The 23,204-nt window shown below is 65.8% G+C and carries 27 protein-coding genes; 11 read left to right on the top strand and 16 right to left on the bottom strand.

Annotated elements, in window-relative coordinates; genetic code table 11:
- The first annotated feature begins 16 nt into the window (after positions 1-16).
- The 3 genes from CHB64_RS08785 (at position 17) to CHB64_RS08775 (ending at position 2,062) form a co-directional block, all read left to right on the top strand.
- Positions 17-856, top strand: coding sequence for an LD-carboxypeptidase (locus CHB64_RS08785; RefSeq protein WP_089412240.1), 840 nt, complete (start codon positions 17-19; stop codon positions 854-856).
- 229 nt (positions 857-1,085) lie between these two features.
- Entirely contained in the window at positions 1,086-1,727 is a 642-nt protein-coding gene (locus tag CHB64_RS08780; RefSeq protein ID WP_089412426.1) for an SRPBCC family protein, read from the top strand.
- Positions 1,727-2,062 carry an ArsR/SmtB family transcription factor gene (locus CHB64_RS08775; protein ID WP_089412239.1) on the top strand — a complete coding sequence of 112 codons (336 nt, stop codon included), beginning with the start codon at positions 1,727-1,729 and terminating at the stop codon, positions 2,060-2,062. The genes CHB64_RS08780 and CHB64_RS08775 overlap by 1 nt, the downstream gene beginning before the upstream one ends.
- A gap of 21 nt (positions 2,063-2,083) precedes the next feature.
- Here the strand turns inward: CHB64_RS08775 and CHB64_RS08770 are convergent, their stop codons facing one another.
- From CHB64_RS08770 to CHB64_RS08750, 5 genes are all read right to left on the bottom strand, one after another.
- Complete coding sequence (locus tag CHB64_RS08770) at positions 2,084-3,277, bottom strand: DUF418 domain-containing protein (RefSeq protein WP_159462459.1); 1,194 nt, start codon at positions 3,275-3,277, stop codon at positions 2,084-2,086.
- 128 nt (positions 3,278-3,405) lie between these two features.
- Positions 3,406-4,911 carry a RimK family protein gene (locus tag CHB64_RS08765; RefSeq protein WP_089412237.1) on the bottom strand — a complete coding sequence of 502 codons (1,506 nt, stop codon included), beginning with the start codon at positions 4,909-4,911 and terminating at the stop codon, positions 3,406-3,408.
- Positions 4,908-5,411, bottom strand: a complete 504-nt coding sequence (locus tag CHB64_RS08760) for a GNAT family N-acetyltransferase (RefSeq protein WP_089412236.1) — start codon at positions 5,409-5,411, stop codon at positions 4,908-4,910. The genes CHB64_RS08765 and CHB64_RS08760 overlap by 4 nt, the downstream gene beginning before the upstream one ends.
- 99 nt (positions 5,412-5,510) lie before the next feature.
- Positions 5,511-7,082: an AbgT family transporter gene (locus CHB64_RS08755; RefSeq protein WP_089412235.1), complete on the bottom strand. Its 1,572-nt coding sequence runs from the start codon at positions 7,080-7,082 to the stop codon at positions 5,511-5,513.
- A gap of 84 nt (positions 7,083-7,166) precedes the next feature.
- Positions 7,167-8,153, bottom strand: a complete 987-nt coding sequence (locus tag CHB64_RS08750) for a zinc-dependent alcohol dehydrogenase family protein (protein ID WP_089412234.1) — start codon at positions 8,151-8,153, stop codon at positions 7,167-7,169.
- A 121-nt stretch (positions 8,154-8,274) separates the two neighbouring features.
- Here CHB64_RS08750 and CHB64_RS08745 point away from each other — a divergent pair, with 121 nt between their 5' ends.
- The 3 genes from CHB64_RS08745 to CHB64_RS08735 all read left to right on the top strand — a co-directional run bounded on the left by CHB64_RS08745 (position 8,275) and on the right by CHB64_RS08735 (position 11,551).
- Positions 8,275-9,255 (top strand): NAD(P)H-dependent flavin oxidoreductase, encoded by a 981-nt coding sequence (locus tag CHB64_RS08745; RefSeq protein WP_089412233.1) that lies wholly within the window; start codon positions 8,275-8,277, stop codon positions 9,253-9,255.
- Positions 9,256-9,337: 82 nt separating this feature from the next.
- Entirely contained in the window at positions 9,338-10,759 is a 1,422-nt protein-coding gene (gene pyk / locus CHB64_RS08740; RefSeq protein ID WP_089412232.1) for a pyruvate kinase, read from the top strand.
- Positions 10,760-10,831: 72 nt separating this feature from the next.
- On the top strand, positions 10,832-11,551 hold the full coding sequence (locus CHB64_RS08735; RefSeq protein ID WP_089412231.1) for a dienelactone hydrolase family protein: 720 nt from the start codon (positions 10,832-10,834) through the stop codon (positions 11,549-11,551).
- Positions 11,552-11,557: 6 nt separating this feature from the next.
- On the opposite strand, the gene CHB64_RS08730 is transcribed toward CHB64_RS08735, so the two are convergent.
- The 3 genes from CHB64_RS08730 to CHB64_RS08720 form a co-directional block, all read right to left on the bottom strand.
- Positions 11,558-12,046 (bottom strand): GNAT family N-acetyltransferase, encoded by a 489-nt coding sequence (locus CHB64_RS08730; protein WP_159462458.1) that lies wholly within the window; start codon positions 12,044-12,046, stop codon positions 11,558-11,560.
- 46 nt (positions 12,047-12,092) lie between these two features.
- Positions 12,093-13,310, bottom strand: a complete 1,218-nt coding sequence (locus CHB64_RS08725; protein ID WP_089412229.1) for a threonine synthase — start codon at positions 13,308-13,310, stop codon at positions 12,093-12,095.
- A 91-nt stretch (positions 13,311-13,401) separates the two neighbouring features.
- Positions 13,402-13,944, bottom strand: coding sequence for a tetratricopeptide repeat protein (locus tag CHB64_RS08720; RefSeq protein ID WP_089412228.1), 543 nt, complete (start codon positions 13,942-13,944; stop codon positions 13,402-13,404).
- 137 nt (positions 13,945-14,081) lie between these two features.
- Here CHB64_RS08720 and CHB64_RS08715 point away from each other — a divergent pair, with 137 nt between their 5' ends.
- The 3 genes from CHB64_RS08715 (at position 14,082) to CHB64_RS08705 (ending at position 16,592) form a co-directional block, all read left to right on the top strand.
- On the top strand, positions 14,082-14,864 hold the full coding sequence (locus CHB64_RS08715) for a 3-hydroxybutyrate dehydrogenase (RefSeq protein WP_089412227.1): 783 nt from the start codon (positions 14,082-14,084) through the stop codon (positions 14,862-14,864).
- Positions 14,865-14,867: 3 nt separating this feature from the next.
- Positions 14,868-15,920 (top strand): patatin-like phospholipase family protein, encoded by a 1,053-nt coding sequence (locus tag CHB64_RS08710; protein WP_089412226.1) that lies wholly within the window; start codon positions 14,868-14,870, stop codon positions 15,918-15,920.
- 168 nt (positions 15,921-16,088) lie between these two features.
- Positions 16,089-16,592: a hypothetical protein gene (locus CHB64_RS08705; RefSeq protein ID WP_143265978.1), complete on the top strand. Its 504-nt coding sequence runs from the start codon at positions 16,089-16,091 to the stop codon at positions 16,590-16,592.
- A 69-nt stretch (positions 16,593-16,661) separates the two neighbouring features.
- Here the strand turns inward: CHB64_RS08705 and CHB64_RS08700 are convergent, their stop codons facing one another.
- Positions 16,662-17,090 carry a Fur family transcriptional regulator gene (locus CHB64_RS08700; RefSeq protein WP_089412224.1) on the bottom strand — a complete coding sequence of 143 codons (429 nt, stop codon included), beginning with the start codon at positions 17,088-17,090 and terminating at the stop codon, positions 16,662-16,664.
- Positions 17,091-17,281: 191 nt separating this feature from the next.
- On the opposite strand from CHB64_RS08700, the gene CHB64_RS15255 reads away from it, so the two are divergent.
- Entirely contained in the window at positions 17,282-17,419 is a 138-nt protein-coding gene (locus tag CHB64_RS15255; RefSeq protein ID WP_159462457.1) for a hypothetical protein, read from the top strand.
- 104 nt (positions 17,420-17,523) lie between these two features.
- On the opposite strand, the gene CHB64_RS08690 is transcribed toward CHB64_RS15255, so the two are convergent.
- The 6 genes from CHB64_RS08690 to CHB64_RS08665 all read right to left on the bottom strand — a co-directional run bounded on the left by CHB64_RS08690 (position 17,524) and on the right by CHB64_RS08665 (position 20,730).
- Complete coding sequence (locus CHB64_RS08690) at positions 17,524-17,724, bottom strand: DNA gyrase inhibitor YacG (RefSeq protein ID WP_200815296.1); 201 nt, start codon at positions 17,722-17,724, stop codon at positions 17,524-17,526.
- Positions 17,708-18,925: a ribonuclease E/G gene (locus tag CHB64_RS08685; RefSeq protein ID WP_089412221.1), complete on the bottom strand. Its 1,218-nt coding sequence runs from the start codon at positions 18,923-18,925 to the stop codon at positions 17,708-17,710. Before CHB64_RS08685 ends, CHB64_RS08690 begins: the two co-directional genes overlap by 17 nt.
- Positions 18,913-19,545, bottom strand: a complete 633-nt coding sequence (locus CHB64_RS08680) for a Maf family protein (RefSeq protein ID WP_089412220.1) — start codon at positions 19,543-19,545, stop codon at positions 18,913-18,915. Before CHB64_RS08680 ends, CHB64_RS08685 begins: the two co-directional genes overlap by 13 nt.
- Entirely contained in the window at positions 19,505-19,723 is a 219-nt protein-coding gene (gene infA, locus CHB64_RS08675) for a translation initiation factor IF-1 (RefSeq protein WP_089412219.1), read from the bottom strand. The genes CHB64_RS08680 and infA overlap by 41 nt, the downstream gene beginning before the upstream one ends.
- 87 nt (positions 19,724-19,810) lie before the next feature.
- Positions 19,811-20,236: an arsenate-mycothiol transferase ArsC gene (locus CHB64_RS08670; RefSeq protein ID WP_200815295.1), complete on the bottom strand. Its 426-nt coding sequence runs from the start codon at positions 20,234-20,236 to the stop codon at positions 19,811-19,813.
- 5 nt (positions 20,237-20,241) lie between these two features.
- Positions 20,242-20,730 (bottom strand): UPF0262 family protein, encoded by a 489-nt coding sequence (locus tag CHB64_RS08665; RefSeq protein ID WP_234993338.1) that lies wholly within the window; start codon positions 20,728-20,730, stop codon positions 20,242-20,244.
- A gap of 156 nt (positions 20,731-20,886) precedes the next feature.
- Between CHB64_RS08665 and CHB64_RS08660 the strand changes: the two genes are divergently transcribed.
- Positions 20,887-21,888 (top strand): DUF481 domain-containing protein, encoded by a 1,002-nt coding sequence (locus CHB64_RS08660; RefSeq protein WP_089412217.1) that lies wholly within the window; start codon positions 20,887-20,889, stop codon positions 21,886-21,888.
- 15 nt (positions 21,889-21,903) lie between these two features.
- On the opposite strand, the gene hisD is transcribed toward CHB64_RS08660, so the two are convergent.
- On the bottom strand, positions 21,904-23,193 hold the full coding sequence (gene hisD, locus CHB64_RS08655; protein WP_089412216.1) for a histidinol dehydrogenase: 1,290 nt from the start codon (positions 23,191-23,193) through the stop codon (positions 21,904-21,906).
- Positions 23,194-23,204 lie beyond the last annotated feature (11 nt).

Raw genomic sequence — 23,204 nt, 5'->3', positions numbered from 1 at the left:
GAAAGTGGCCGCCCGTATGAAAATCGCAGTCGTGGCGCCCGCTTCCCGGGTCGCGCCGGAGACGGCGGAGAAAACGCGCGCGCTCGCTGCGCGGCTCTATGGCGCGGCGGCGCCGGAGATCCATTTCCACCCGCAATGCTTTCTCTCGGATGGGCATTTCGCCGGTTCGGATGCGGCGCGCAGCGCGGCGTTTCTGGAAGCCGCCAACGATCCCGCCTTCGACGCAGTCTGGTTCGGACGCGGCGGCTACGGCTCCTGTCGGCTGGACGCGGCGCTGTATGGCGCGCTCAACGGCTCCGCGCGCAAGAAGGTTTATCTCGGCTACAGCGATCTCGGCGTCGTGCTCGCCCGGCTTTACCGGGAGGGAATCGGCCGACCGGTCCACGGACCGATGCCGTCCGACGTCAATCGCCCGGGCGGGGAAGCCGCGCTCGCACGCGCGCTCAAGTTCCTCGTCGAGAACGATGCCGAAACGCTCGAGCCTGCCGCGCGCGACGGGAAGAAGGTTCTCGCCTTCAACATCGCCGTATTGTCGAGCATTCTGGGAACCGCCCATGAGCCGGACTTCTGCGGCCATGTCCTCATGCTCGAGGAAGTCTCGGAATACATGTACCGCATCGACCGGGCGCTGTTTCACGTTACGTCGAGCGCGCATGTGCGCCGCGCCGCCGGGATCATGCTCGGCCGCTGCAGCGACATTCCGGAAAACGACGTCGATTTCGGCAGGACGGAAGAAGAAATCTGCCGTCATTGGTGCGCGCGCGCCGGGATCGCCTATCTGGGCCGCGCCGACATCGGGCACGACGCCGACAACAAGGTCGTCCCCTTCGGCGGCGCGGGAGCCCACGTCGCCTGACAGCGTTGACCGGCGTTCAGTTGATTATGCGCCTTGTTCGACGCGCATCACGAAGGCTGGGCGCGCCTCCGATCTCGCCCCCTAGGATACCCGCTTTGCGTGCGCTCCGAGATCGGTCTCGCGGCTGGGAGAGTGTGAAGGGCATGACGTGATGTGAAGCAGAAATACCCCCATTGACGCATTATTTAAGTATATGCTTATATAAGTCTCCACTAAAATGGAGGGCGGCATGAAATTTGACGTCGAACGTCATCTTGGGGCGGTGGAGCGCTCGGTGGTCGCGCTGGAGCGGGACGGCAAGCCCGCGCGCGCGGTCACGCTGGCTCGCAGCTACGATACGACCGTCGAGGATCTCTGGGACGCCACGACCAATCCCGAGCGGCTGCCGCGCTGGTTCGCGCCGGTCCGTGGCGATTTCCGGCTCGGCGGCCGCTACCAGATCGAAGGCAACGCCGGCGGCGAAATCACCGCCTGCGCCCCGCCAAAGCTTCTGGCGCTGACCTGGGAATATGGCGGCGATGTGAGCTGGGTCGATCTTCGTCTGTCAGCGGAAGGCCCCGAACGCGCGCGGCTCAGGCTGACCCATACGGCGCACTTATCGCCCCATTGGCAAGAGTACGGTCCTGGCGCGGCAGGCGTCGGTTGGGAGCTGGCGTTGCTCGGTCTCGCCCTCCATCTCGCCGATCCGACGGCGCCGAAACCGGACGAAGAATCTTTCGCCGCATCGCCTGACGGAAAGGCGTTCATCGCCGACGGCTGCAAGAGATGGGGCGAAGCGGCCATCGTCAGCGGAGAGGACGCGGAGAGGGCGCTTGCCGCAGCGCGGCGCACGGCGGCATTCTACACAGGAGAAACCGGCGGAACTTCCTGATGCACGCATTCGATGTTCTCGGCGATCCCGTCAGACGGCGGATCCTCGAACTTTTGGCGGACGACGAACGCGCCGCCGGCGCGATCGCCGAGATCATCCAGCGCGAATTCGCGATCAGCCAAGCGGCTGTCTCGCAGCATCTGAAAGTGTTGCGAGACTATGGTTTCGCGCGCGTCCGACGGGAGGGCGCGCGCCGCCTCTACGGCGTCGAAACAGCGCCGCTGCGCGATATCGACGCCTGGCTCGACCGCTTCCGTCATTTCTGGGAGCCGAAACTCGACGCGCTCGCCACTGAAATCGCGCGCGGGAAGAAGAAGCGAAAAAAGCCGGCTTGAGACCCACGGCGCCCCACAAGGTCATCTCGCGCCGAGATAGGTCCAGCCGCGCAGGACGATCTCCAGCGGTCCGCGCGCGAAGCGCGTCCGCCACAGGCTCGAAAAGGCGAGCGAGAACAGCGCGACCGCGACCGCGATCACGGTGCAGGCGGCCGCCCCAGGCCTCGCATACAGCCCAAGGCCGTAGGCGCTGAAAATGAGGGAGAACAACAGGCCCTGCAGAAGATAGGCCGTCAGCGTCGCCGTGCCGCCGCGGGCGAAGAAGGTTCTCGCCGGCCCCTCGCGCCCGGCCGCCCATTTCGCGATGAGGCCGAGATAGCCGGCGCTCGCGAAGGGGCTCGCAAGAGTGGTCACTGTCATGCCGGCCATCGCCATCGGGTCCATGAAGGTCTCGGCGCGGACGATGAGGCCGGCGCCGACCAGACCGAGCGCCACGCCGACGGGCAAATAGACACGCCGGGCGCGGGACCAGAAGGCCGCTTCCGGCCGGGCGATAAGGCCGCTGCGCACCGCCGCCAGGCCGAACAGAAAGAAAGAAAAAGCGCCGAACCCCTGCATCATGAACATGAAGGCGATGTTCTCTAACCAGACTTCGACCCGAAAGGCCGCCGCATCCATGAAGCCGCCGGCGCTGAACACGGCCGCAGCGCGGGCGTCGGTTTCGGCGAGGGTCGCCATTTCCTTCGCCATCTCTTCTGGCGCGTAAATGCCCCAGAGCCAGAAGGAGCCCGTGAAAAATATTGAAAAGATGATCTGAACCACATACAGCGCGACCGCCCAGCGGACGAGGGCTTTCACGCCCGCCTTGCGGAAGAAAAACAGGATCGTTCCGAGCACGGCGTATATGACCAGAATGTCGCCAAAGAAAAGCAGCGAGATATTGAGCGCGCCGAAAAACAGCAGCCCCAGTATGCGCCGCGCGTAGCGCCCTGGAAAACCGACGCCGCGCCGTTCGGCGGCGTCGATCTGGTAGGCGAAGCCGACGCCGAACATGAACGAAAAGATGCTGTAGGACTTGAACAGAAAGAGGGCGCAAACGAGGAACCATGCGGCGTGGTCGAAGCCTGTACGCAAACCGCCGGCGTGATAACCGCTCATCATCGGATAGGCGAAAACGCCGACATTGACGAGAGCGATGCCGAACAGCGCGAAGGCGCGTGCGAGATCAGGAAAAATATGCCGGCCCGCGGCCGCGCTTTCGCTTTGGTATGTCATGCGCTTCCCCCCCCCCCGAAACTGCGATGAGGCTGCGGCGATCATATCCTCCCGCCATAACGCGACAAGAAAAAACCGGATCCACGCAGGCTGACGATATCGCGCGCGTCGAATAGCGCCGTCTTCCCCTATCTGCTCGCCGCCTTCATCTCCCCCGCAGCCGCCTTCGTCGAGACGCCCATGCGCCTTTCCAGGCGCGCGGCGAACCAGTCGATAATCCGCCGCCACAGCTCGTCTTTCAGCACGGCGCCCTCGTAATCGCTGTCGAGATTGGGGTTGTCGTTGATCTCGATGACGAAGACGCCGCGCTCGTTCTCCTTGAGATCGATGCCGTAAAGCCCGTCGCCGATAAGACGCGCGGCCTTGACGGCGGTTTCGATCACCAAGGGCGGGGCTGCTTCGACCGCCACGGTTTTCGTGCCGCCGGAGCTGATCGCTCCGTCCGGTCCGTGCTTCATGATTTGCCAGTGGCCGCGCGCCATACGGTACTGGCAGGCGTAGAGCGGCTCGCCGCCGAGCACGCCGACGCGCCAGTCGAAGTCGGTCGGCATGAATTCCTGCGCGAGGATAAGCGCCGTGTCCTTGAAGAGCAGCTTCGCTTTTTCCTCGAACTCGGCGAGGCTCGCGACCTTGTGCACGGAACGGCTGAACGAGCCGTCCGGCGCCTTTAGAACCAGAGGCGCGCCGAGGCGTTCGAGCGTTTCCTTCAGCACGGCCTTCTCGTCGAGAATCTCCGTACGCGGCGCGGGAATGCGATCGTTCTCCAGGAGCTCCTTCAGATAGACCTTGTTGGTGCAACGGATCATCGAGCCGGTGTCGTCGATGACCGGCATGCCTTCCTGCTCGGCGCGTCTGGCGAAGCGGTAGGTGAAATTGTCGATCGCCGTCGTCGCGCGGATGAACAGGGCGTCGAACTCGGCGAGCGAGGCGAGGTCGTTGGGATAGAGCGGTTCGACCTCCACGCCCATCCGTTCGGCTACAGCGGCGAATTTCTTGAGCGAGGCGGCCTCTGAGGGAGGCATGGCCTCCTTCGGATCGATAAGCACGGCGAGCGACCACTTGGCCGCCGCCCGCGTCCTGGGCGCGGTCCAGCGTCGGCTCGTGTGGCTTTCGAGGGCGTCGAGGAAAAACCGTCGCTCCTCGCCCTTGAGCTTGTGCGGGGGCGCGATGCGCAGGGCCTGAATGGTCGCGCGCGCGCCGTTCGAAATCGCGACCTCGACGACAGGCGTGCGGAACCAGTCGAAAAGGAGCTTGGCGAAGCGGTCGTAACCCGACGCGTTCGACCGGGTGAAGCAGACAAGCAGGCGCTCCACGGACCGCGCGCCCGCTTCGATGTCTTTCTGAAGCGCCGCATCGAGTTCAGGCAGCGCGTGGGCGTACAGCGACTTGCGGCTGAGCTCGACCATGGACTGAACCGTCGGCGCCACCCTGTGCCGGCGCGCCTCGGCCAGCAGCGAAGCGTAATAGCCCTCGCTCTGATAGGCGTAGCTGCGCGCCAGATTGATGATATTGGGGCGCCGCCCTGCGAACAGGCTCGGATTGTTAAGATAATCGCGCGCCCGCATCACCTTGTGGGGCGTTTCATACTGCGCGAGGTCGGCCTGGTTCTCGACCAGAATAAGCCAGTCGCTCATCGCGTCGCTCGCATGCGCTCATCGAGGCGCAGTTCCATAAAAAAAGCAGTTTCTCCGTCTACGTAATAGTTAGGCTTTCGCCCGCGCGCGCGAAACCCTGCGCTCTCATACATCGCGCGCGCGGCGCGGTTCGACTCGCGAACCTCAAGGCGCAAGACGCCGCAACCTCTTTTTAGCGCCAGGGCGGCGGCCGCGTCCACGAGCCGGCGGGCCGCGCCCCGTCCGCGCGCGGCCGGCGCGACGGCCAGCGAGTAGAGCCGCGCCGCTTTGGCGCCCTTTCGGAACAGAAGCAAGGCGTATCCGACCGGCGCGCCGTTTTTTTCCTCGGCCAACAGAAAGGCCGCCGTCGGCCGGCGCAGGAGCCGCGCGAGATTGCGGCGCGCAAAGCGGTCGGCCGCGAAGCTGGCCGCCTCGATCGCGTCGATGGCGTCGAGATCCTCGGGCGCCGCCGCGCGCACGCGCAAGCGGGCCGGCGTCGGTTTCTCCTGCGAGGCTGTCATCCGATCACATGCTGGGCGCGCTCCTGATCCGCCCTGCGCGCACTCAAGGACGATTCCGCCTCGCCTGGCGAGCGCGGCGGCGCGGCCTCAGCCCCGTCCCTAGCCCGGCAGCGCATAGTCCACCGGCGCGGCCGGACCCAGCGGCGCGCCCAAGGCCACCCAGACGATGGTCATGACGAGGCCGGTCAGCAGGAGCCAGATCGAATAGGGAATCATCATCGCCATCAGGCTGCCGAGCCCGAAATCCTTCCGCCAGCGCTGACAGAAGGTGAGGATCAGCGGGAAATACACCATGAGGGGCGTGATGATGTTGGTGGCGCTGTCGCCGACGCGATAGGCCGCGGTGGTCGCCTCCGGACTGACGCCGAGGATCATCATCATGGGCACCATCACCGGCGCGAGCAGCGCCCATTTCGCCGAGGCCGAGCCGACGAACAGATTGACCAGCCCCGTCATCAGCACGATGAAGCCGAGCAAAAGCGGCAACGGCAGGTTCGAGGCCTCGATCGCCGCCGCGCCGTGAATGGCGAAGATCAGTCCGAGATTGGACCAGTTGAACATCGCCACGAAGTGCGCCGCGGCGAAAGCGAGCACCAGGTAATAGGCGAGATCGGCCATCGACTCCGTCATCATGCGGACGATGTCGCGATGGGTCTTCACCGTGCCGGCCGCCGCGCCGTAGGCCCAGCCCGCCGCGAGAAACAGGACGAAAAAGCCGGCGACCAGCGAGCGGAAGAAGGGCGACATGCGCGCCGGGCCTTCGGCCGTCTCGTCGATCAGCGGCGTGCCGGGGCCGATTGCGAAGAACGCCCAGGCGAGCATTACCGCCGCGCCGGCGAGCCCGGCCCAGACGAGACCCTTCTTCTGCCCGGCCGTCAGCGGCTTGTCGCCGTCCGTCGCGGTTTTCGCCGCTTCGGTCTCCGGCTTGAACACGCCGAGCCGCGGCTCGATGATCCTGTCGGTGACGAACCAGATCACCGGCAGATAGATGAGCGTCATGCCGGCGATGAAATACCAGTTGCCGACGAGATTGGCGTCCCATTCCGGCGCCAGCGCCTCCGCCGCCGCCTCGGTGATGCCGAACAGAAGCGCATCCAGCTGACCGGGAAAAAGGTTCGCCGAGAAGCCGCCCGAAACGCCGGCGAAAGACGCGCCGATGCCGGCGATGGGATGACGCCCTGCAGCGGCGTAAAGCACCGCGGCCAGCGGAATCAACACCACGTAAGCCGCGTCGGCCGCGAGATTGCCGATCATCGCCACGAGCGCGACCATCGGCGTTAGGAGGAATTTCGGCGCGTTGCGCACCGCGCCGCGCATCGCCGCGGCGAACAGGCCGGTGCGCTCGGCCACGCCCGCCCCCAGCATCACCACCAGCACGTAGCCGAGCGGATGGAAATGGGTGAAGGTCTGGGGCATCTCGACCCACAGCCGCCGGATATTCTCCGCCGAAAGCAGGCTCGTCGCCTGAAGCAGCACGGGCGCCCCCTCCGCCATTTTCTCAGTCGGATGCAGCGCCGAATAGCCGCTCGCCGCCGCGACGAGGCTGACGACGATCAGCGCGCCGATGAGGTAGAAAAATATAAAGACCGGATCCGGCAGTTTGTTCCCGGTCCGTTCGATCCACCCGAGCACGCCCTTGTTCGCATTTGCCTGCGCGACGGCTTCCGCCATGCCGTTTCTCCTTCTTCCGCCCGCGGGCAGATTGCGAATATCGGTCGAAGATTGCAAATCGGTCCGCCCGGTGGGTTGCAGGGCTCACCGCATGGTCAGGACGGCCGCGCCCTCGAAACGGCCGCGCCTCAAATCGTCGAGCGCATCATTGGCCCGTTCGAGCGGGTAAGGATGGACGGCGGTTTTCACAGGAACCTGCGGAGCGATCTTGAGGAACTCGATCCCGTCTTCGCGCGTGAGATTGGCGACCGACGTGATGGTCCGCTCCCGCCATAACAGCGCGTAGGGAAATGACGGGACGTCGCTCATATGGATGCCGGCGCACACGACCGTCCCCCCAGGCTCGACGGCGGCGAGCGCGGCCGGAACCAGCGCGCCGACGGGCGCGAAGATGATCGCCGCATCCAGCGGATCGGGCGGCGGCTCGTCGGAGCCGCCCGCCCAAACGGCGCCGAGCGAGCGCGCGAAGGACTGGCCCTTCTCGTCGCCGGGTTTGGCGAAGGCGTAGACCTCGCAGCCTTCATGGATCGCGACCTGCGCGATCAGATGCGCCGCCGCGCCGAATCCGTAAAGACCGAGCCGGCGCGCGCCGCGCGCCTTGCGGTAAGCGCGAAAGCCGATAAGGCCGGCGCACATCAGCGGCGCCGCTTCTTCATCCGCATACGCCTCAGGGACCGGAAAGCAGAAGCGCGCGTCGGCGACGGCGAAGTCCGCATAGCCGCCATCGACCGTATAGCCGGTGAAGCGGGCGCTCTCGCACAGATTCTCCCGCCCCGACCGGCAATAGCGGCACGCCCCGCAGGTCCCGGCGAGCCAGGGAATCCCGACGCGGTCGCCCGGCGCGAATCCTTCGACCCCCGCGCCGGCCGCGACGACGCGGCCGACGATTTCATGGCCCGGGACGAGCGGCAGCCGCCGCGTCGGCAGATCGCCGTCCACGATATGAAGATCGGTGCGGCACACGGCGCAGGCGGCGACCTTGACGAGAATTTCGCCCGCGCCCGGCGAGGGACGCGCCGCCATACGCAACGCAAGCGGCTTGCCGACTTGCTCCAGCATCATCGCCCGCATGCAAGCGCCTCCAAACTCCTCCCGCTATGGCGGCCGCGCAGCATGACCGCTGCATCGCGGCGTTGCGCCCCGGCCGTCGCGCCCATAGCCTCCCGGGCGCGACGAAGGAGCCCCCCGCCCCATGACTACCCCCTCGCAAGTCATCGCAAAAATCAAGAAGCGGCTGCGCATTCCCGTGATCGCCGCGCCGATGTTCATCGTGTCGAATCCGCAACTGGTGATCGCGCAGTGCGTTTCGGGGATCGTCGGCTCCTTTCCGGCGCTCAATGCGCGCCCGCAGGAAAAGCTCGCCGACTGGATCATCGAAATCAAGGAGGCGCTCGCCCGCCATGACGACGCCAATCCGGATCGGCCGGCGGCGCCCTTCGCCGTGAACCAGATCGTCCATCGCTCCAACGACCGCCTGATTCAAGACCTCGAGGTCTGCGTGAAGCATGAGGTTCCGATCGTCATCTGCTCGCTCGGCGCGCGCGAGGAGGTCTATGAGGCGGTCCATTCCTACGGCGGGATCGTGCTGCACGACGTCATCAACAACGCCTTTGCGAAGAAGGCGATCGCCAAGGGGGCCGACGGTCTCATTCCGGTCGCGGCGGGCGCCGGCGGTCATGCCGGCGTGATATCGCCCTTCGCGCTCGTTCAGGAGATTCGCGCGTGGTTCGACGGCCCCATCGCCCTTTCCGGCGCCATCGCGACGGGCGGCGGCGTGCTGGCGGCCGAAGCGATGGGGGCGGATTTCGCCTATATCGGTTCGGCCTTCATCGCCACCCACGAAGCGAACGCCGTCGACGCCTACAAGCAAGCCATCGTCGAGGGCGCGGCGGAGGACATCGTCTACACGAACCTCTTCACCGGCGTGCACGGGAACTATCTGAGATCCTCCATCGTCGCGGCCGGCCTCGATCCCGACAATCTGCCGGAGAGCGATCCCTCGAAAATGAATTTCGGATCCGGCGGAAACGCAGCGAAAAAAGCCTGGAAGGACATCTGGGGCTCCGGCCAGGGGATCGGCGCGGTGAAGGCGGTGACCGGCGCGGGCGCGCTCGTCGACCGACTCGCCGCGGAGTATCAGGCCGCCCGCGCGCGCCTGTGCGCCGGAGCGTGACCCGCCTTGCCCTGCCCGCTGTTTCACTCTTTCGCAGAAGCGCGGTAAAGCTGCCGGATCGACAGCGATCCGAAGGAAGCCCATGCGCAACCGCTATTGCAAGATCGTCGCGACCGTCGGCCCGGCCAGCTCGTCGCCCTCCATGCTGCGGCTGCTGCATCAGGCCGGCGTCGACGTCTTCCGCCTCAACTTCAGCCACGGCGATCACGCCAAAACCGCCGGCGTCATGCGCGCGATCCGCGAGGCGGAAGCGGAATCCGGCGCGCCCATCGCCGTCTTCGCAGATCTTCAGGGACCGAAGATCCGCACGGGCGTCCTCAAGGGCGGCGGCGTCGACCTGAAATTCGGCGCGAAGTATCGCCTGATGCTGCTCAAGGAGACGGACGAGGAAGACGTCATCCCTATTCCCCATCCGGAGGTGCTCGACGTGCTGGGGCCGGGCGATATCTTGAAGCTCGACGACGGCAAGCTGCAGCTCACCGTGAAGTCCCGCGAGGGCGAGGCCGTGATCGCCCAGGCCGACGCCCCGGGCCGGCTCACCAACCGCAAGGGGGTCAACCTGCCGGGCCGGGCCCTGCCGATCTCGGCGCTGACCGACAAGGACCGCGCCGACCTCGCCCACGCCCTCGACATGGCCGTCGATTACGTGGCGCTGTCCTTTGTTCAGCGCCCGGATGATATAGCCGAGGCGCGCGACCTGATCGGCGATCGCGCCGGGATCATCGCGAAAATTGAAAAGCCCACGGCGGTTGAGCATCTCGACGAGATCCTCGCCCTGTCCGACGCGATCATGGTCGCGCGCGGCGATCTGGGGGTGGAGCTGCCGCCCGAACAGGTGCCGGGAATTCAGCGGCGGATCGTCCGCGCCTGCCGGGCCGCCGGCAAGCCGGTGATCGTCGCCACGCACATGCTGGAATCGATGGTGGAGTCGATCTCGCCGACCCGCGCGGAGGCCTCGGACGTTTCGACCGCCGTTTATCAGGGCGCGGACGCGGTCATGCTCTCGGCCGAGACGGCCGTCGGCCGCCATCCCCCGACGGCCGTGGCCATTATGGACCGCATCATCGTCGCCACAGAAGCCGACGAGGAATCCGCCGGCTTCAAGATCGCTCTCGATCCGGACGCGGAATATACGACCGCCGACGCGATCACCCTATCGGCCCGGCGAATCGCGGAAGTGCTCGAATGCCGCTTCGCGGTCGCCTACACCAAGACCGGCTCGACGGCGAAGCGCCTGTCGCGGGACCGGCCGCGCTGCACGGTCATCGCCGCAACGCCGAACGCAGATGTAGGCCGCCGGCTTGCGCTCCACTGGGGGCTTGCGCCGGTCATCACCGAGGACATCTCCGACTTCAACGAGATGCTTGAGAAGGCCGACCGATTGGCGCGCGAGAACGGCGCGCGCGACGGCGAACGCATCGTCATCCTCGCCGGCTATCCGTTCGGGCGGCCGGGCAAGACCAACACGCTTAAAATCAGCCGGGTCGGCGCGCATGGCGAGTGAACCCTCCGCGCCTTGCCCGCCCGCCGGCGAGCCAATAAGACTCAGGCCGGCAACGGATTAAGGAGGCGAAGCATGACGGTCACCACGCGCGCGATCGAATACGAACATCTGGGCAAGACCTTCGAAGGCGTGCTCGCCTGGGACGACGTGCAGACCGGCGCGCTGCCGGCGGTGCTGATCGCGCACGCCTGGGCGGGACGCACCGAGAACGAAGTCGAGTTTGCAAAAAGGATCGCCGGACTCGGTTACGCCGGCTTCGCGCTCGATCTGTACGGCAAGGGGATCGTGGGCGCGAGCAAGGAAGAAAATCAGAAGCTCATGTCGCCCTTCCTCGAAGACCGCGGCATGTTGCAGTCGCGCCTTCAGCGCATCGTCGACGTGGTGAAGGATCAACCCGAAGTCGACTCGAAGAAGATCGCGATCATGGGCTTCTGTTTCGGCGGATTGTGCGCCCTTGATCTTGCGCGCACGGGAGCGGAGATTCGCGGCGCGGCGAGCTTTCACGGCCTCTTCAATCCGCCGGGCGACACGCAAGGCAAGAAGATCAAAGCCAAGGTGATCGCTTTCCACGGCTGGGACGACCCGATGGTTCCTCCCGAGGACGTCGTGGCGCTCGGCAAGGAGCTCACCGAAGCCGGCGCCGACTGGCAGATTCACGCCTATGGCGGGACCATGCACGCCTTCACCAATCCGGAGGCGAACGATCCCGATTTCGGCACGGTCTACAACAAGACCGCCGCCGACCGGGCGTGGACTTCGTTCCAGACATTCCTGAAGGAATGCTTCGGGTGAGACTTCTCAGCCGAGCATCTTCTCCATGACGATCATCGTCTGCGGGCCGGACCAGAGCGGAACGGTCTCTTCGCGGACGATTTTAAAACCGAGGCTCCTGTAGATCGCCATCGAGGCGTCGAGGCCGGTCGTGGTCTCAAGGAAAACGCGCTTCTTGCCGTCGGCGCGCGCCTGCTCGAGCGCCGCTTCGACAAGCCGCCGGCCGAGGGCGGCGCCGCGCGCAGGCGGCGCGACCAGCACCCAGCGAAGCTGGCCCGCTTCGCCGCGATCGACCAAGGCCGCACAGCCGACGGGCTCATCGCCCCGCTCGGCGAGAAAGACGGTTCCCTTTGCGCCGTTCTCCAGCACGAACTCGGCGAGGGTCTTGGCCACATAGGCCTCGAACGGCAGGCCGAAATGACCGCTTTCTTCCTCATACCACTGTCCGTGCAGGAGCAGAATTCGGCCGAGATCGCCTGGCCTGAGCTCCTTCCGGATGCTGACGTCGTCCTTCATCGCGCCTTTTATTCCGTCTTCGCCCGCTCTCGGCCGAGCAGGATTGTCATAGAAACTGCGCATAGTCGACCGGCTTGGCGCGGTCGACCCGGCGGCCCGCCTGCGGCATTGGATATTTGAGCCCCGTGGCGCAGTTGAACAGCACGACGCGGTCCTCGCGCGAGACTCGTCCGTCTGCGAGAGACTGTCTGTAAGCGGCGTATGTAGCCGCGCCCTCCGGGCACAGAAGCAGCCCCTCCTCGCGAGCCATTTCCTTCTGGGCGTCGAGAATGTCGAAGTCGTCGACGGCGATGGCGAAGCCGCCGGACTCGCGCACGGCGCGGATAATGAGAAAGTCGCCGACCGCGACCGGCACGCGGATGCCTGACGCGATCGTGTGCGCATTCTCCCATAAGGGCGCGTGCTCCTCCCCCTTCTCCCAGGCGCGCACGATCGGGGCGCAGCCCGAGGCCTGCACGGCGACCATGCGGGGGCGCCTGGCGCCGATCCAGCCGATCGCCTCGAGCTCGGCGAAGGATTTCCACATGCCGATGAGCCCGGTGCCCCCGCCGGTCGGATAGAAGACGACGTCGGGCAGCTCCCAGCCGAGCTGCTCAGCCAGCTCCAGCCCCATCGTCTTCTTGCCTTCGATGCGATAAGGCTCCTTCAGGGTCGAGACGTCGAACCAGCCCGTCTTGTCTTTTCCTTCGGCGACGATCCTGCCGCAATCGTTGATAAGGCCGTTGACGAGATAAACATCGCCGCCCTGCAGCGCGATTTCCTCGACATTGGCGCGCGGCGTGTCGTCCGGACAGAATACGGTGGATTTGAGGCCCGCGCGCGAGGCGTAGGCGGCGAGCGCAGCGCCGGCGTTGCCGTTGGTCGGCATGGCGAGATGGGAAAGCCCCAGCTCTTTCGCCATGCTGACGGCGAGCGCGAGCCCCCTCGCCTTGAAGGAGCCCGTCGGCAGGCGGCCTTCGTCCTTCACCAGAATCTCGCCGCCGCCGAGCTTCGCCTTTATACGCGGCGTACGGATGAGCGGAGTCGTCACCTCGCCGAGCGTGATGCGGTTCTCCGGCTTCCCGACCGGCAGGAATTCCGCATAACGCCAGAATCCCTCCGGACGGCGCGCCAGCGCCTCCTTCGAGACGGCGCGGGCGAGCGCCGACAGATCGTAGCGGACGAGCAGGGGCCGCCCGGTCTCGGACAGCCCGTGGACGCGGCCCGCCTCGTAGCGCTTGCCGGTCAACGAACATTCGAGGTGGGAGACGAAGGTTTCGCTCATGCGGGCGACGGCCTGACTGCGCGCGGAAGGTTGCGCAGAACGTGCTTACCCGCGCAAGGCGCGCCGGGGCAAGACCGCGCCGACGGCGTTCTCAGTCTTCGAGCGTCGCGAGCTTCGCCTGCGCCATCGAGAAGTCCGGGTTAAGCGACAACGCCTTTTCATACGCTTCGCGGGCTTTCGCCTTGTCCTTTTTCGCCTCATAAGCAAGACCGATATTGTACCAGGCCGCCCAGGGCCGGTTCACCTCGAGCGCGAGCGCCTTTTCGTAATCGGCGATAGCGCTGTCGTTGTCCCCGGCCAGGTAAAAGGCGTTCCCGCGATTGAGATAGGCCTCGGCCAGGCTGTCGTCGATCTTGAGCGCGGCGTTGAAATCGTCGAGCGCCGCCTGCAACGCGCCGTTGCGATTGTGAATGATGCCGCGATTGACCAGCGTCTTCTTGCGGTCCTCGCGAGTGAGATCGCCGCGCAGCGCCGCGTCGCAAGGACCGGCGTCGCGAGACAAGTCGTTGTTGGCGTTCTGATAGCAGGCGGCGGCGTCTGTTTGCCCGAAAGTGGTGACGGCCATCTGCGCCGTCGCCCCGCAAGGCGCAAGAACGAACCCCGCGCCCGCCGCGATAATCGCGAAAAGTCGCATGGCGGCGTCCTCCTTGGAGAGACCGAATGGTACTCCCAAGCGCGGCGGCTCGCCACAGCCCTGCGGGCGTTTGCACGCCGGGCTGCGGAGGCCTATGCTGCGCCCGCGAAGAAGCAGCAGTCGAGAAAGGTCGCCCCATGTCCAAACGCTTCAACGCCGTCATCACGGGATCGACGAGCGGAATCGGTCTCGGCGTCGCGACGGCCTTCGCCGCGGAAGGCATGAACGTCTGTCTCAACGGTTTCGGCGACAGGGACCGGATCGAAGAGACCCGCGCCGGCCTCGCCGACAAATACGGCGTCAAGGTCATGTATAACGGCGCCGACATGACCAAACCGGCGGAGATCCGCGCCCTGATCGAAGAGGCCGAGGACGTGCTCGGCCCCGTCGACGTGCTCGTCAACAACGCCGGGATTCAGCATGTCTCGCCGATCGAGGATTTTCCCGAAGAGAAATGGGACGCGATCATCGCGATCAATCTGACCGCCGCGTTCCACACGACGAAGGCCGTTTTCAAGGGCATGAAAGAGCGCGGCTTCGGCCGCATCGTCAATGTCGCCTCGGCGCACGGCCTCGTCGCCTCGCCCTTCAAGTCCGCCTATGTGGCGGCCAAGCATGGAATCGTGGGCCTCACCAAGACGGTCGCGCTCGAAGGCGCCGAGTTCGGCGTCACCTGCAACGCCATTTGCCCCGGCTATGTGAAGACTCCCCTCGTCGAGGCGCAAATTCCGGACACGGCGAAAGCCCGCGGCATGAGCGAGGAGGAAGTCGTCCAGAAGGTCATCCTCGAAGCGCAGCCGACCAAAAAATTCGTGACGGTAGAGGAAGTGGGCGCGCTCGCCGTCTTTCTCGCCTCCCGTCAGGCGGGCTCGATCACCGGCGCGGCCTATCAGATCGACGGCGGCTGGGTCGCAAAATAGCCGATGGCGGAAGACCCGGCCAAGCCTGTCAACCTTGCGCTTCAGGGCGGCGGCGCGCACGGAGCCATCGCGTGGGGCGTCCTCGACCGGCTCCTTGAGGACGGGCGACTTGAAATCGACTCGATCTCCGGCTCCAGCGCCGGCGCGGTGAACGCCGTCGCGCTCGCTTACGGTTATCACCGCGGCGGCCGCGACGGCGCGCGCGAGACGCTGGGCGCCCTGTGGCGCGCGATCAGCGACAAGGGCCGCGTCTTCAGTCCCGTGCGCCGGACGCCGTGGGAAACGGCGACGGGCGCCTACAATCTCGACAATTCCCTCTCTTACCGGCTGTTCGACATCTTCACCCGGATATTTTCGCCCTATCAGTTCAATCCGTTCGGGTTCAATCCGCTCAAGGACGTTCTGGCGGAAACGATCGACTTCGAATCCTTGCGCGAATGCCGGCGCGCAAAGCTTTTTCTCGCCGCGACCAACGTGCGAACAGGCAAAATCCGCATTTTTCGCACGGAAGAGATCTCGCTTGATGTCGTGCTCGCTTCGGCCTGCCTGCCGTTCCTATTCAAGGCGGTTGAAATCGACGGCGAGCATTACTGGGACGGCGGCTATATGGGCAATCCGGCGCTGTTCCCGTTTTTTTATGAGGCCGGGACCAGCGACATCATCATCGTGCACGTCAATCCGCTGGAGCGGGAGGGCCCGCCCATGACCGCGCCGGAAATTCTCAACCGGATCAACGAAATCAGCTTCAACTCCTCGCTACTGCGCGAGCTTCGGGCGATCAACTTCGTGCACAGGCTGCTCGACGACGGCTGGATCAAGGATGAGTATCGCGATCGCCTGCGCGATATCCGCATTCATTCGGTGCGCTGCGACAGATCCGTGAGCGATCTTTCGGTCGCCAGCAAGTTCAATGTCGAATGGGCTTTCCTTACGGAGTTGAAAGAGCGCGGACGCCGCATCGCCGAGGCATGGCTTGAAGAAAATTTCGACCTTGTCGGCGCGCGCTCCTCTGTCGACATCCGCGCCATGTTCGACGGCGGCCCGTCTGCCCGCTGAATTGGCGGAATCGCTTCTTACGCATTTGTCATGTGGCGCGCGACAAGCCTTACGCGCGCGTCATGACGAATGGTTAACTACAATCCGCACGCCGATCTTTATAGAAGAGTCGCGCAAGCTGGCGCCGCGCGGATGCGGCGCCAAGGGGTGAAAAAGGAGATGTTTCCCATGAACCGTGCTATTCTCTTCGGCGCTTCGGCGCTGGCGATGTTCGCCGCCGCGGCGGCGCAGGCCGGCGAAAAGCAGAAAGTCGACAAGCAGGCGGCCGCCGAGACCGCCATCAAGGCAGAAATGGTGACGACCCCGGATGATGCGAAGGCCTACGCCAAGGCCGAGTTCGCCAAAGCCGATGCCAATGGCGACAAGAAAGTCGAAAAGGCGGAATTCCTCGCCTTCGCCGAAGCCGCTCATGCCGCCGCGCAAGCGCTGAACGACACCGCGGAAGCCGCCCCTGCCGCCGAAGCGACCGTCATCGCCGAAGGCGACACGGTGGAGACCGCCGAGCAGCAATTCGTCGGCCTTAGCAAGGGCGACGGCGTGCTCGCCATCGAAGAGCTTATCGAGGCGCGCCTTGCAGATTTCGCGCAGGCGGACGCCGACCAGAACGGCGCGCTCGACGGGGAAGAGAAAGAAGCCTTCGCCGCGCTTGTGAAGCCCGGCCCTGTACTTTGATCGCCATTTCGAGATGCGCAAGAGCCCGCCGTCAAGGCGGGCTCTTCCTATTTTGCGCCGCGAAATCGCTCAGGCGCGCGATTTCGCGGCCGGGGCGCATCTGCCGCAGGCGCCATACGCCTCCACGATCACTGTATCGAGCCTGTCGGCGGCTTCGCCGAAAAGCGCGTTCAGCATCGCATCGCCCAGCGGCCGCTCCAACGCCTCGCCGCATCGCCGACAGATGAAATAAGCCGCCGGGCCTTTCCGTTCGCCTGCGACCCGCGCCACGAAAGCGTTGATCCCCGCGATCTTGGCGGCATGGCCCGCCTCGATCAGCGCGGCGAGCGCGCGATAGATCGTCATCGGCGCGGTCACCCCTTCCGTGTACGCTTGTTCCAGAATTTCATAAGCCTTCATCGGCCTTCCGACGGCCTGCAGGATATCCAGCACGATGCGTTCATTGCGCTTGAACGCCGCCTGCGCGACCGCCTGACGGCGCGCGCCGTTCCTAGGCATGAAGCACCCTCCTTCTCACGCGTTTTCGCGCGATTACGCTGAATCCGGGATCAGCGGAGTAGCGGAGGGCTGCGGCTGACGGGACGCGCCGGAGCATCCGTTATGCGCGGATCAAGGCGCGGCGCCGGCATAAGCGGCGCAGGGAGCGCCGGCGGCGCGACATCCGGCGTGATCGCAGGAAGAACGGATTGATGCTTGCCGCGTACGATAAGACACTCGACGCAGGACGCTTCTTCATGCTCTGCGTCGGCGAAGGCGATGGCGCGATGCCCCGCGACGGCGTAAAGCGCCGCAGCGAAGACCACCGCCAGCGCCAGCACAGCGGCTAATCGGGCCTCGCCTCCCAATCGGACTTCGCCTTTATGTGCGTCGACTTTCACGAGCGCTCCGTTCCGAGCGTGAATGATATCACATTCATGCTCGCGCCAGAAGCTCAAGACTCTTCGTCGTCGTCGTCCGGAGAGGCGCTTTCATCCTCATTAGCGGGAATCGCATAAGCGCCGGCGAACCATCGGTGGAGATCGATATCGGCGCAGCGTTTGGAGCAGAACGGCGCATAGTCGACCGTCGCCGCCTTCGCGCAGATCGGGCAGCGCAAGCCGGGCGGCGGGCGATCTTCATTCGACGAGTTCAAACGATCTCTCCTCAAGGCGGTCGTCGGCGCGAATCTCGAAGCGCGCGCCATGCCGCGCCGCCAGCCTCTCCCGCCATTGCGGGCGCGCTTCGCAGAGGTAGTCTTCAAGGGCCGCGCCGACAAGCAGACGCGGGCGCGCCTGCGGCCGAACTGCGAGCGCGCGCTCAAGGGCGCGAATCGCCGTCTTGCCCGCCCAATCGAGCGTAAAGCGCCGGCCGGTGCGCGCGAGGCCGGCGCCGACAGGCTCCGTCGCCAGTTCGAGCAGCGACAGCGCCGCGCGCGGCGCGGTCATGTCGAACAGGCCGTCTGCGGACAGTCGCCCGAATCGCGCCGAAAAGAGACCTTCTCGCGCCCGTTCGAGCGCGCCGAGCAGCGCCTTGCGCGCGGCTGGCCCGGAGGGAGGAAGAAAATCAACGACGATCCGCCCGCCGATCCCGCGCCGGGAAAGCTCCCCAAATAGCGCTTTCGCCGCCGCCATGTTCACCTTGTCATTGAGGTGACCGGTCGCGGAGTCGGCCGCCGCCCCGGCGTCGACATCGACGACGGTCAGCCCTTCCGTCTCGTCAATGACGAGATGCGCGCCCCCCGGCAACGCCGCGGTCCGTTCAAGCGCCGCATCGATCGTCTCATCGACGCCGCAACGCTCGAAAAGCCGGTCGTCGTCCGCCAGGATTTCGACGCCCTGCGCGTGCAGAATCTGCGCCGCCGCGACATCGTTGACGAAGACCTGCCCCTCGAAGCCGGGGGGCCGGATCTGCATGAACGCCTGCATGGAAGCGTCGCGCAAGGCGCCCAGCCGGGCGGGCGCGCTCGCGTCTGCGGACTTTTCCTCAAGAGCTTTCGCCGCCCCGCGGCCGAGATCGCGCGCCCAGTCGGCGGAGAGCGCCGCGCCTTTGGCGCCGACGGCCGGGCGCTTCACGCGCACGATGACAGGCGCGCCCTCGACCGCCTCCTCGGCGGCGCCAAGAGGCAAGAACCCCTCCTGCGCTTCGCCGATGTCGACGAACGCCGCCCGAAGCGGCTTCGAGATCGTCCGCACCCGTCCGAGAATGATGTCTCCGGTCTGCGCCGGGCGCGGCAAGGCCTCGTCGCCGCGCGCCGGCCCGAACCAGAAACGAACCGGCTCATCGTCGAAAACCAGCGCGGCGCGAGTCTCCCCCGCGCCGCATTCGATCAGGATGCGCCTTTTCACAGCCGCCATCCGGCGCCTTTCAGCAGGTTCGCCGTTTCGTAAAGCGGCAAGCCGACGACGTTCGTATAAGAACCGATTAAAGCGATCACATGCGCGGCGAAGAGCCCCTGGATGGCGTAGCCGCCGGCCTTTCCCCGCCATTCGCCGCTCGCGAGACAGGCGGCGATCTCCTCCGCTGACAGACGTTTCACGCGGACGCGCGTTTCGACGATCCGCACGCGCATCCGCTCGTCCGGTCCTGCGAGCGCGACTCCCGTATAGACGCGGTGCGCTCGCCCTGAGATCAGCTCAAGGCAGCGCCGGGCGGTCTCCGGGTCCTCGGCCTTGGGCAGGATGCGCCGTCCGCAGGCTACAACCGTATCGGCGGCGAGAACATATGCGTCCGGATTTTCGCCGGCTACGGCGACGGCCTTCTCGCGCGCAAGTCTGCCGGCGTGGTCGCGCGGGAGCTCGCCGGCCGGCACGGTTTCGTCGATTTCCGGCGCGATGATGCGCGCCGGCCTGACGCCGATCTGTTCGAGCAGGGCCCGCCGGCGCGGGCTGGCGCTGGCGAGGATGAGCGGTGCGCGCACGATCGCCGCGCCGGGGCTATTTGAAACGATAGGTGACGCGCCCTTTGCTGAGGTCATAGGGCGACATTTCGACCAGAACCCGGTCGCCGGCGAGCACGCGGATGCGATTCTTGCGCATCTTGCCGGCGGTGTGGGCGATGATTTCGTGGCCGTTTTCGAGCCGCACGCGGAAATTCGCGTTGGGGAGCAGCTCCTCGACGGTGCCTTCGAATTCGAGCAGTTCTTCCTTCGCCATTCGCTCCTCAGTTCCGACGCCGCCCCAGGCCCCCGGCCGGGCGCGGGCGGACCAGCGGGCGGAAAATGAGCGCGCGGCGCGCCAAAATCAAGGTTTTTGATGGAACTGCGGGAAGCGCTCGGCGAGCCGGCGGCGCAGCTCGTCGCGAACCTCGCGATAGGCGGCGAGGATCTCTTCTCGCCCGCCGCGGGCCTCCGACGGATTATCGATGGGCCAGTATTCGATCTTCTCGCGCGGCAGGGCCCGGCGCGCCTCCGCGGCGGCTTCCGGCGTCAAGGCGATGGCGAGATCGAAAGCCTCGACATCGAGGCCGCGCATCGATTTCGGCTCATGGCCGGCGAGCGAAACTCCAATCTCGGCGAGAACGATCTCCACGAAGGGATCGAGGCCGCCCTCATACACCCCGGCGGAATCGACCCTGAGATCGGGTCCCGCCTGCGCGCGCAAGAGAGCCGCCGCCATGGGCGAGCGCACGGCGTTCATGTTGCAGGCGAAGAGGACGGTCTTGACCATGGATTTCATCGCAAATGGAAGCTGCAGATCAGGGTGAACAGCCGGCGCGCGGTGTTGCGGTCGATGGCGATCTTGTCTTTCAGGCGCTCGATGAGAATTTGCGAGCCTTCGTCGTGCATGGCCCGGCGCGCCATGTCGACGGTCTCGATCTGGGCCGGCGCGGCGTTGCGGATCGCGTCGTAATAGCTCTCGCAGAGCATGAAGTAGTCCTTGATGATCTTGCGAAAGGGCGTGAGCGACAGATGCACCTGGCCGACGGCCTCGCCGCCGTCGCGGCGCACGTCGAAGACGAGCCGGCGCTCGACGATCGACAGATGCAGCTCGAACGGCCCGCGCTCGGCGCCGGCGGGCGCGAAGCGGTTCTCTTCGATGAGGTCGTAGATCGCCACCTTGCGCTCATGCTCGATGTCGGCGGGCGCGCGCGCGAGACTGCGCTCGTCGAGGGAAATCCTGACGATTCGCATGTCGTCCGCGCTGTCGCCTTCGCCGCTCACCGTCTGTTCCTGTGACCGTCCGCCGCCGAAGCGCCTTTCTAGCCGCCCTCGCCGCGCGCGTCATCTTGGCGCCGCCAGACGACGCGAGATAAGCTGTATTTCATCATTTCCGCCCATTATTCCCTTCTTCGCCACAGCCATCCCGGAGCCCGGTCCGTGATTCGACAGGCTTTCGCCGCCGCCCTGCTTTTCGTTCTCGCCGTCGCGCCGGCCGCGGCGGCCATGCCCGACGTCGCCCGCGCCATGCTCGACGCGGCCGCTGCGACCGGCGAGGCCGATCAGGTCGCCGTGGTCGCCGCCGCCGCCGCGCAGGTCTTCCCGGAGGACGCCGAAGCCATCCACGCCTATGCGGACGCGCTCGCAACCGCCATCGCCGAAGGCAGGCTCGGCGCGGCCGAGGACGTCGTCGTAGTGGTCGCCCCGCCGGAGGAGGAGAAAAAGGCCCCCGACGCCGTCGACAGCAGAGCGAAATCCGTTGAGCTCAAGCCCGGCAAGGCGCCGGAATGGCTGAAGCTCGGTCCCTGGGAAGGCAAGGCGACGGCTTCCGGCGTCATCTCCTCCGGCAATTCGGAAAACGCCGCAGGCGGAATCCACTTCGAAGCAGTCCGCGAGTTCAGCTATTTCACGCACAATATCCGGACATACTTCGATTACGGAAGGTCGAATGGAAAGAAGAACCAGCAGCGCTGGGGCCTGTCCTACAAGCTTGACTATCTCCTCGGCGACCGCACATACGGCTTTGCGCGCTTCTCCTACGATGAGGACGAGTTTTCAGGATTCGATTACAAGCTGTTCGGCGGTCTCGGCGTCGGCCATTTTCTCTTCAAGGATGAAGGCTTCTCCTGGAAGCTCGAAGGCGGCCCCGGCTATCAATACGCCCCGATTGACGACGACAGGACGATCGACCAGCACGCGGCCGTCTATGCGGCGAGCGAAACGGACTGGCTGATCCGCGACGGATTTCTGTTCGAACAGGATCTCAACGCCACCTGGACCGAGCAGACCAGCACCCTCGTCTCGAAAACGGCGCTGACGAGTTCGCTTACCGACACGCTCTCGACAGGCTTGTCATTCCTCTATCGCTATGAAACGAACCCGCCGGCCGGCCGCGTGAACGCTGATACGACCTTTCGGGTCAACCTGACTTACGGATTCTGACGGCGCGCCGGTCGACTATTTGAGACGCAGGCGGATCGACTGGGCGTGACTCGGCAAGCCTTCGGCGTCTGCGAGCCGCGCCGCCGCCGGGCCTATGGCGGCGAGCCCTTCGGGATCGCAGCCGATGATCGACGAGCGCTTCATGAAGTCGAGAACAGAGAGCCCTGAGGCGTAGCGCGCCGCACGGGCTGTCGGCAGCACGTGATCGGGGCCGGCGACATAATCGCCCACTGCTTCCGGCGCATGCCGGCCGAGAAAGATCGCGCCGGCGTGACGGATCTTCTCAAGCAGCGCCTCGGGATCGGCTACGGCCAACTCGAGATGCTCCGGCGCGAGCCGGTCGACCAGCGCCGGCGCCTCGTCGAAAGACCGCACGAGAATGATCGCGCCGTTATCGCGCCAGGCGGCCGCGGCGATCTCCCGACGCGGCGAGGCGGCTAGCTGGACTTCGACGGCCGCCGCGACCTGATCGGCGAAGCCTGCGTCGTCCGTCATCAGAATGCTTTGCGAGGAAGGATCGTGCTCGGACTGGCTCAGGAGATCGGCCGCGATCCAGTCAGGAACGTTCGCGCCGTCGGCGACGACGAGAATCTCCGAAGGCCCCGCGATCGAATCGATGCCGACGCGCCCGAAGACCTGTCGCTTCGCTTCGGCCACATAGGCGTTGCCGGGTCCGACGATGACGTCCACGGGCCCGATCGGCCCCGCTCCCCATGCCATGGCGGCGATCGCCTGGGCCCCGCCGATCCGATATATCTCGTCGACCCCGGCCCGCCGCGCCGCGGCGAGGACGAGCGGATTCATCGACCCGTCCGGCGCCGGAACGCACAGACAGAGCCGGCCGACGCCGGCGACTTTGGCCGGGATCGCGTTCATCAGCACGCTCGACGGATAGGCCGCGCGCCCGCCCGGGGCGTAAAGCCCCGCGGCATCCACCGGCGTCCAGCGCCAGCCCAGCGTCACGCCCGCTTCGTCCGTATAGCGAAGGCCTTCCGGCTTCTGCTTTTCGTGATAGGCGCGGATGCGCGCCGCGGCGAAATCGAGCGCGGCGAGCGTCTCGGAGTCGCAGCGGCTTTCCGCCTGCGCGATCTCCTCCTCGCCGACGCAGATATTCTCCGCTGTCAGATCGAACCGGTCGAAACGCTTCGTGTAATCGACGAGCGCCGTCATGCCGCCGGTCCGCACCGCCGCGACGATCTCCGAGACGGCCGCCGCGATATTCTCGGCTGCCGCGCGCGGGGCTTCAACGAGCGCAGCGAAGGTCGCCTCGAAACCGTCATCGGCCGTGCTCAGTCTACGGACCATGAGCGATGCTC

Source organism: Amphiplicatus metriothermophilus, assembly GCF_900199215.1.
Classification (GTDB): Bacteria; Pseudomonadota; Alphaproteobacteria; order Caulobacterales; family Parvularculaceae; genus Amphiplicatus; species Amphiplicatus metriothermophilus.
The sequence above is the reverse complement of the archived record's forward strand: the minus strand, read 5'-3'. Positions and strand labels throughout refer to the sequence as shown.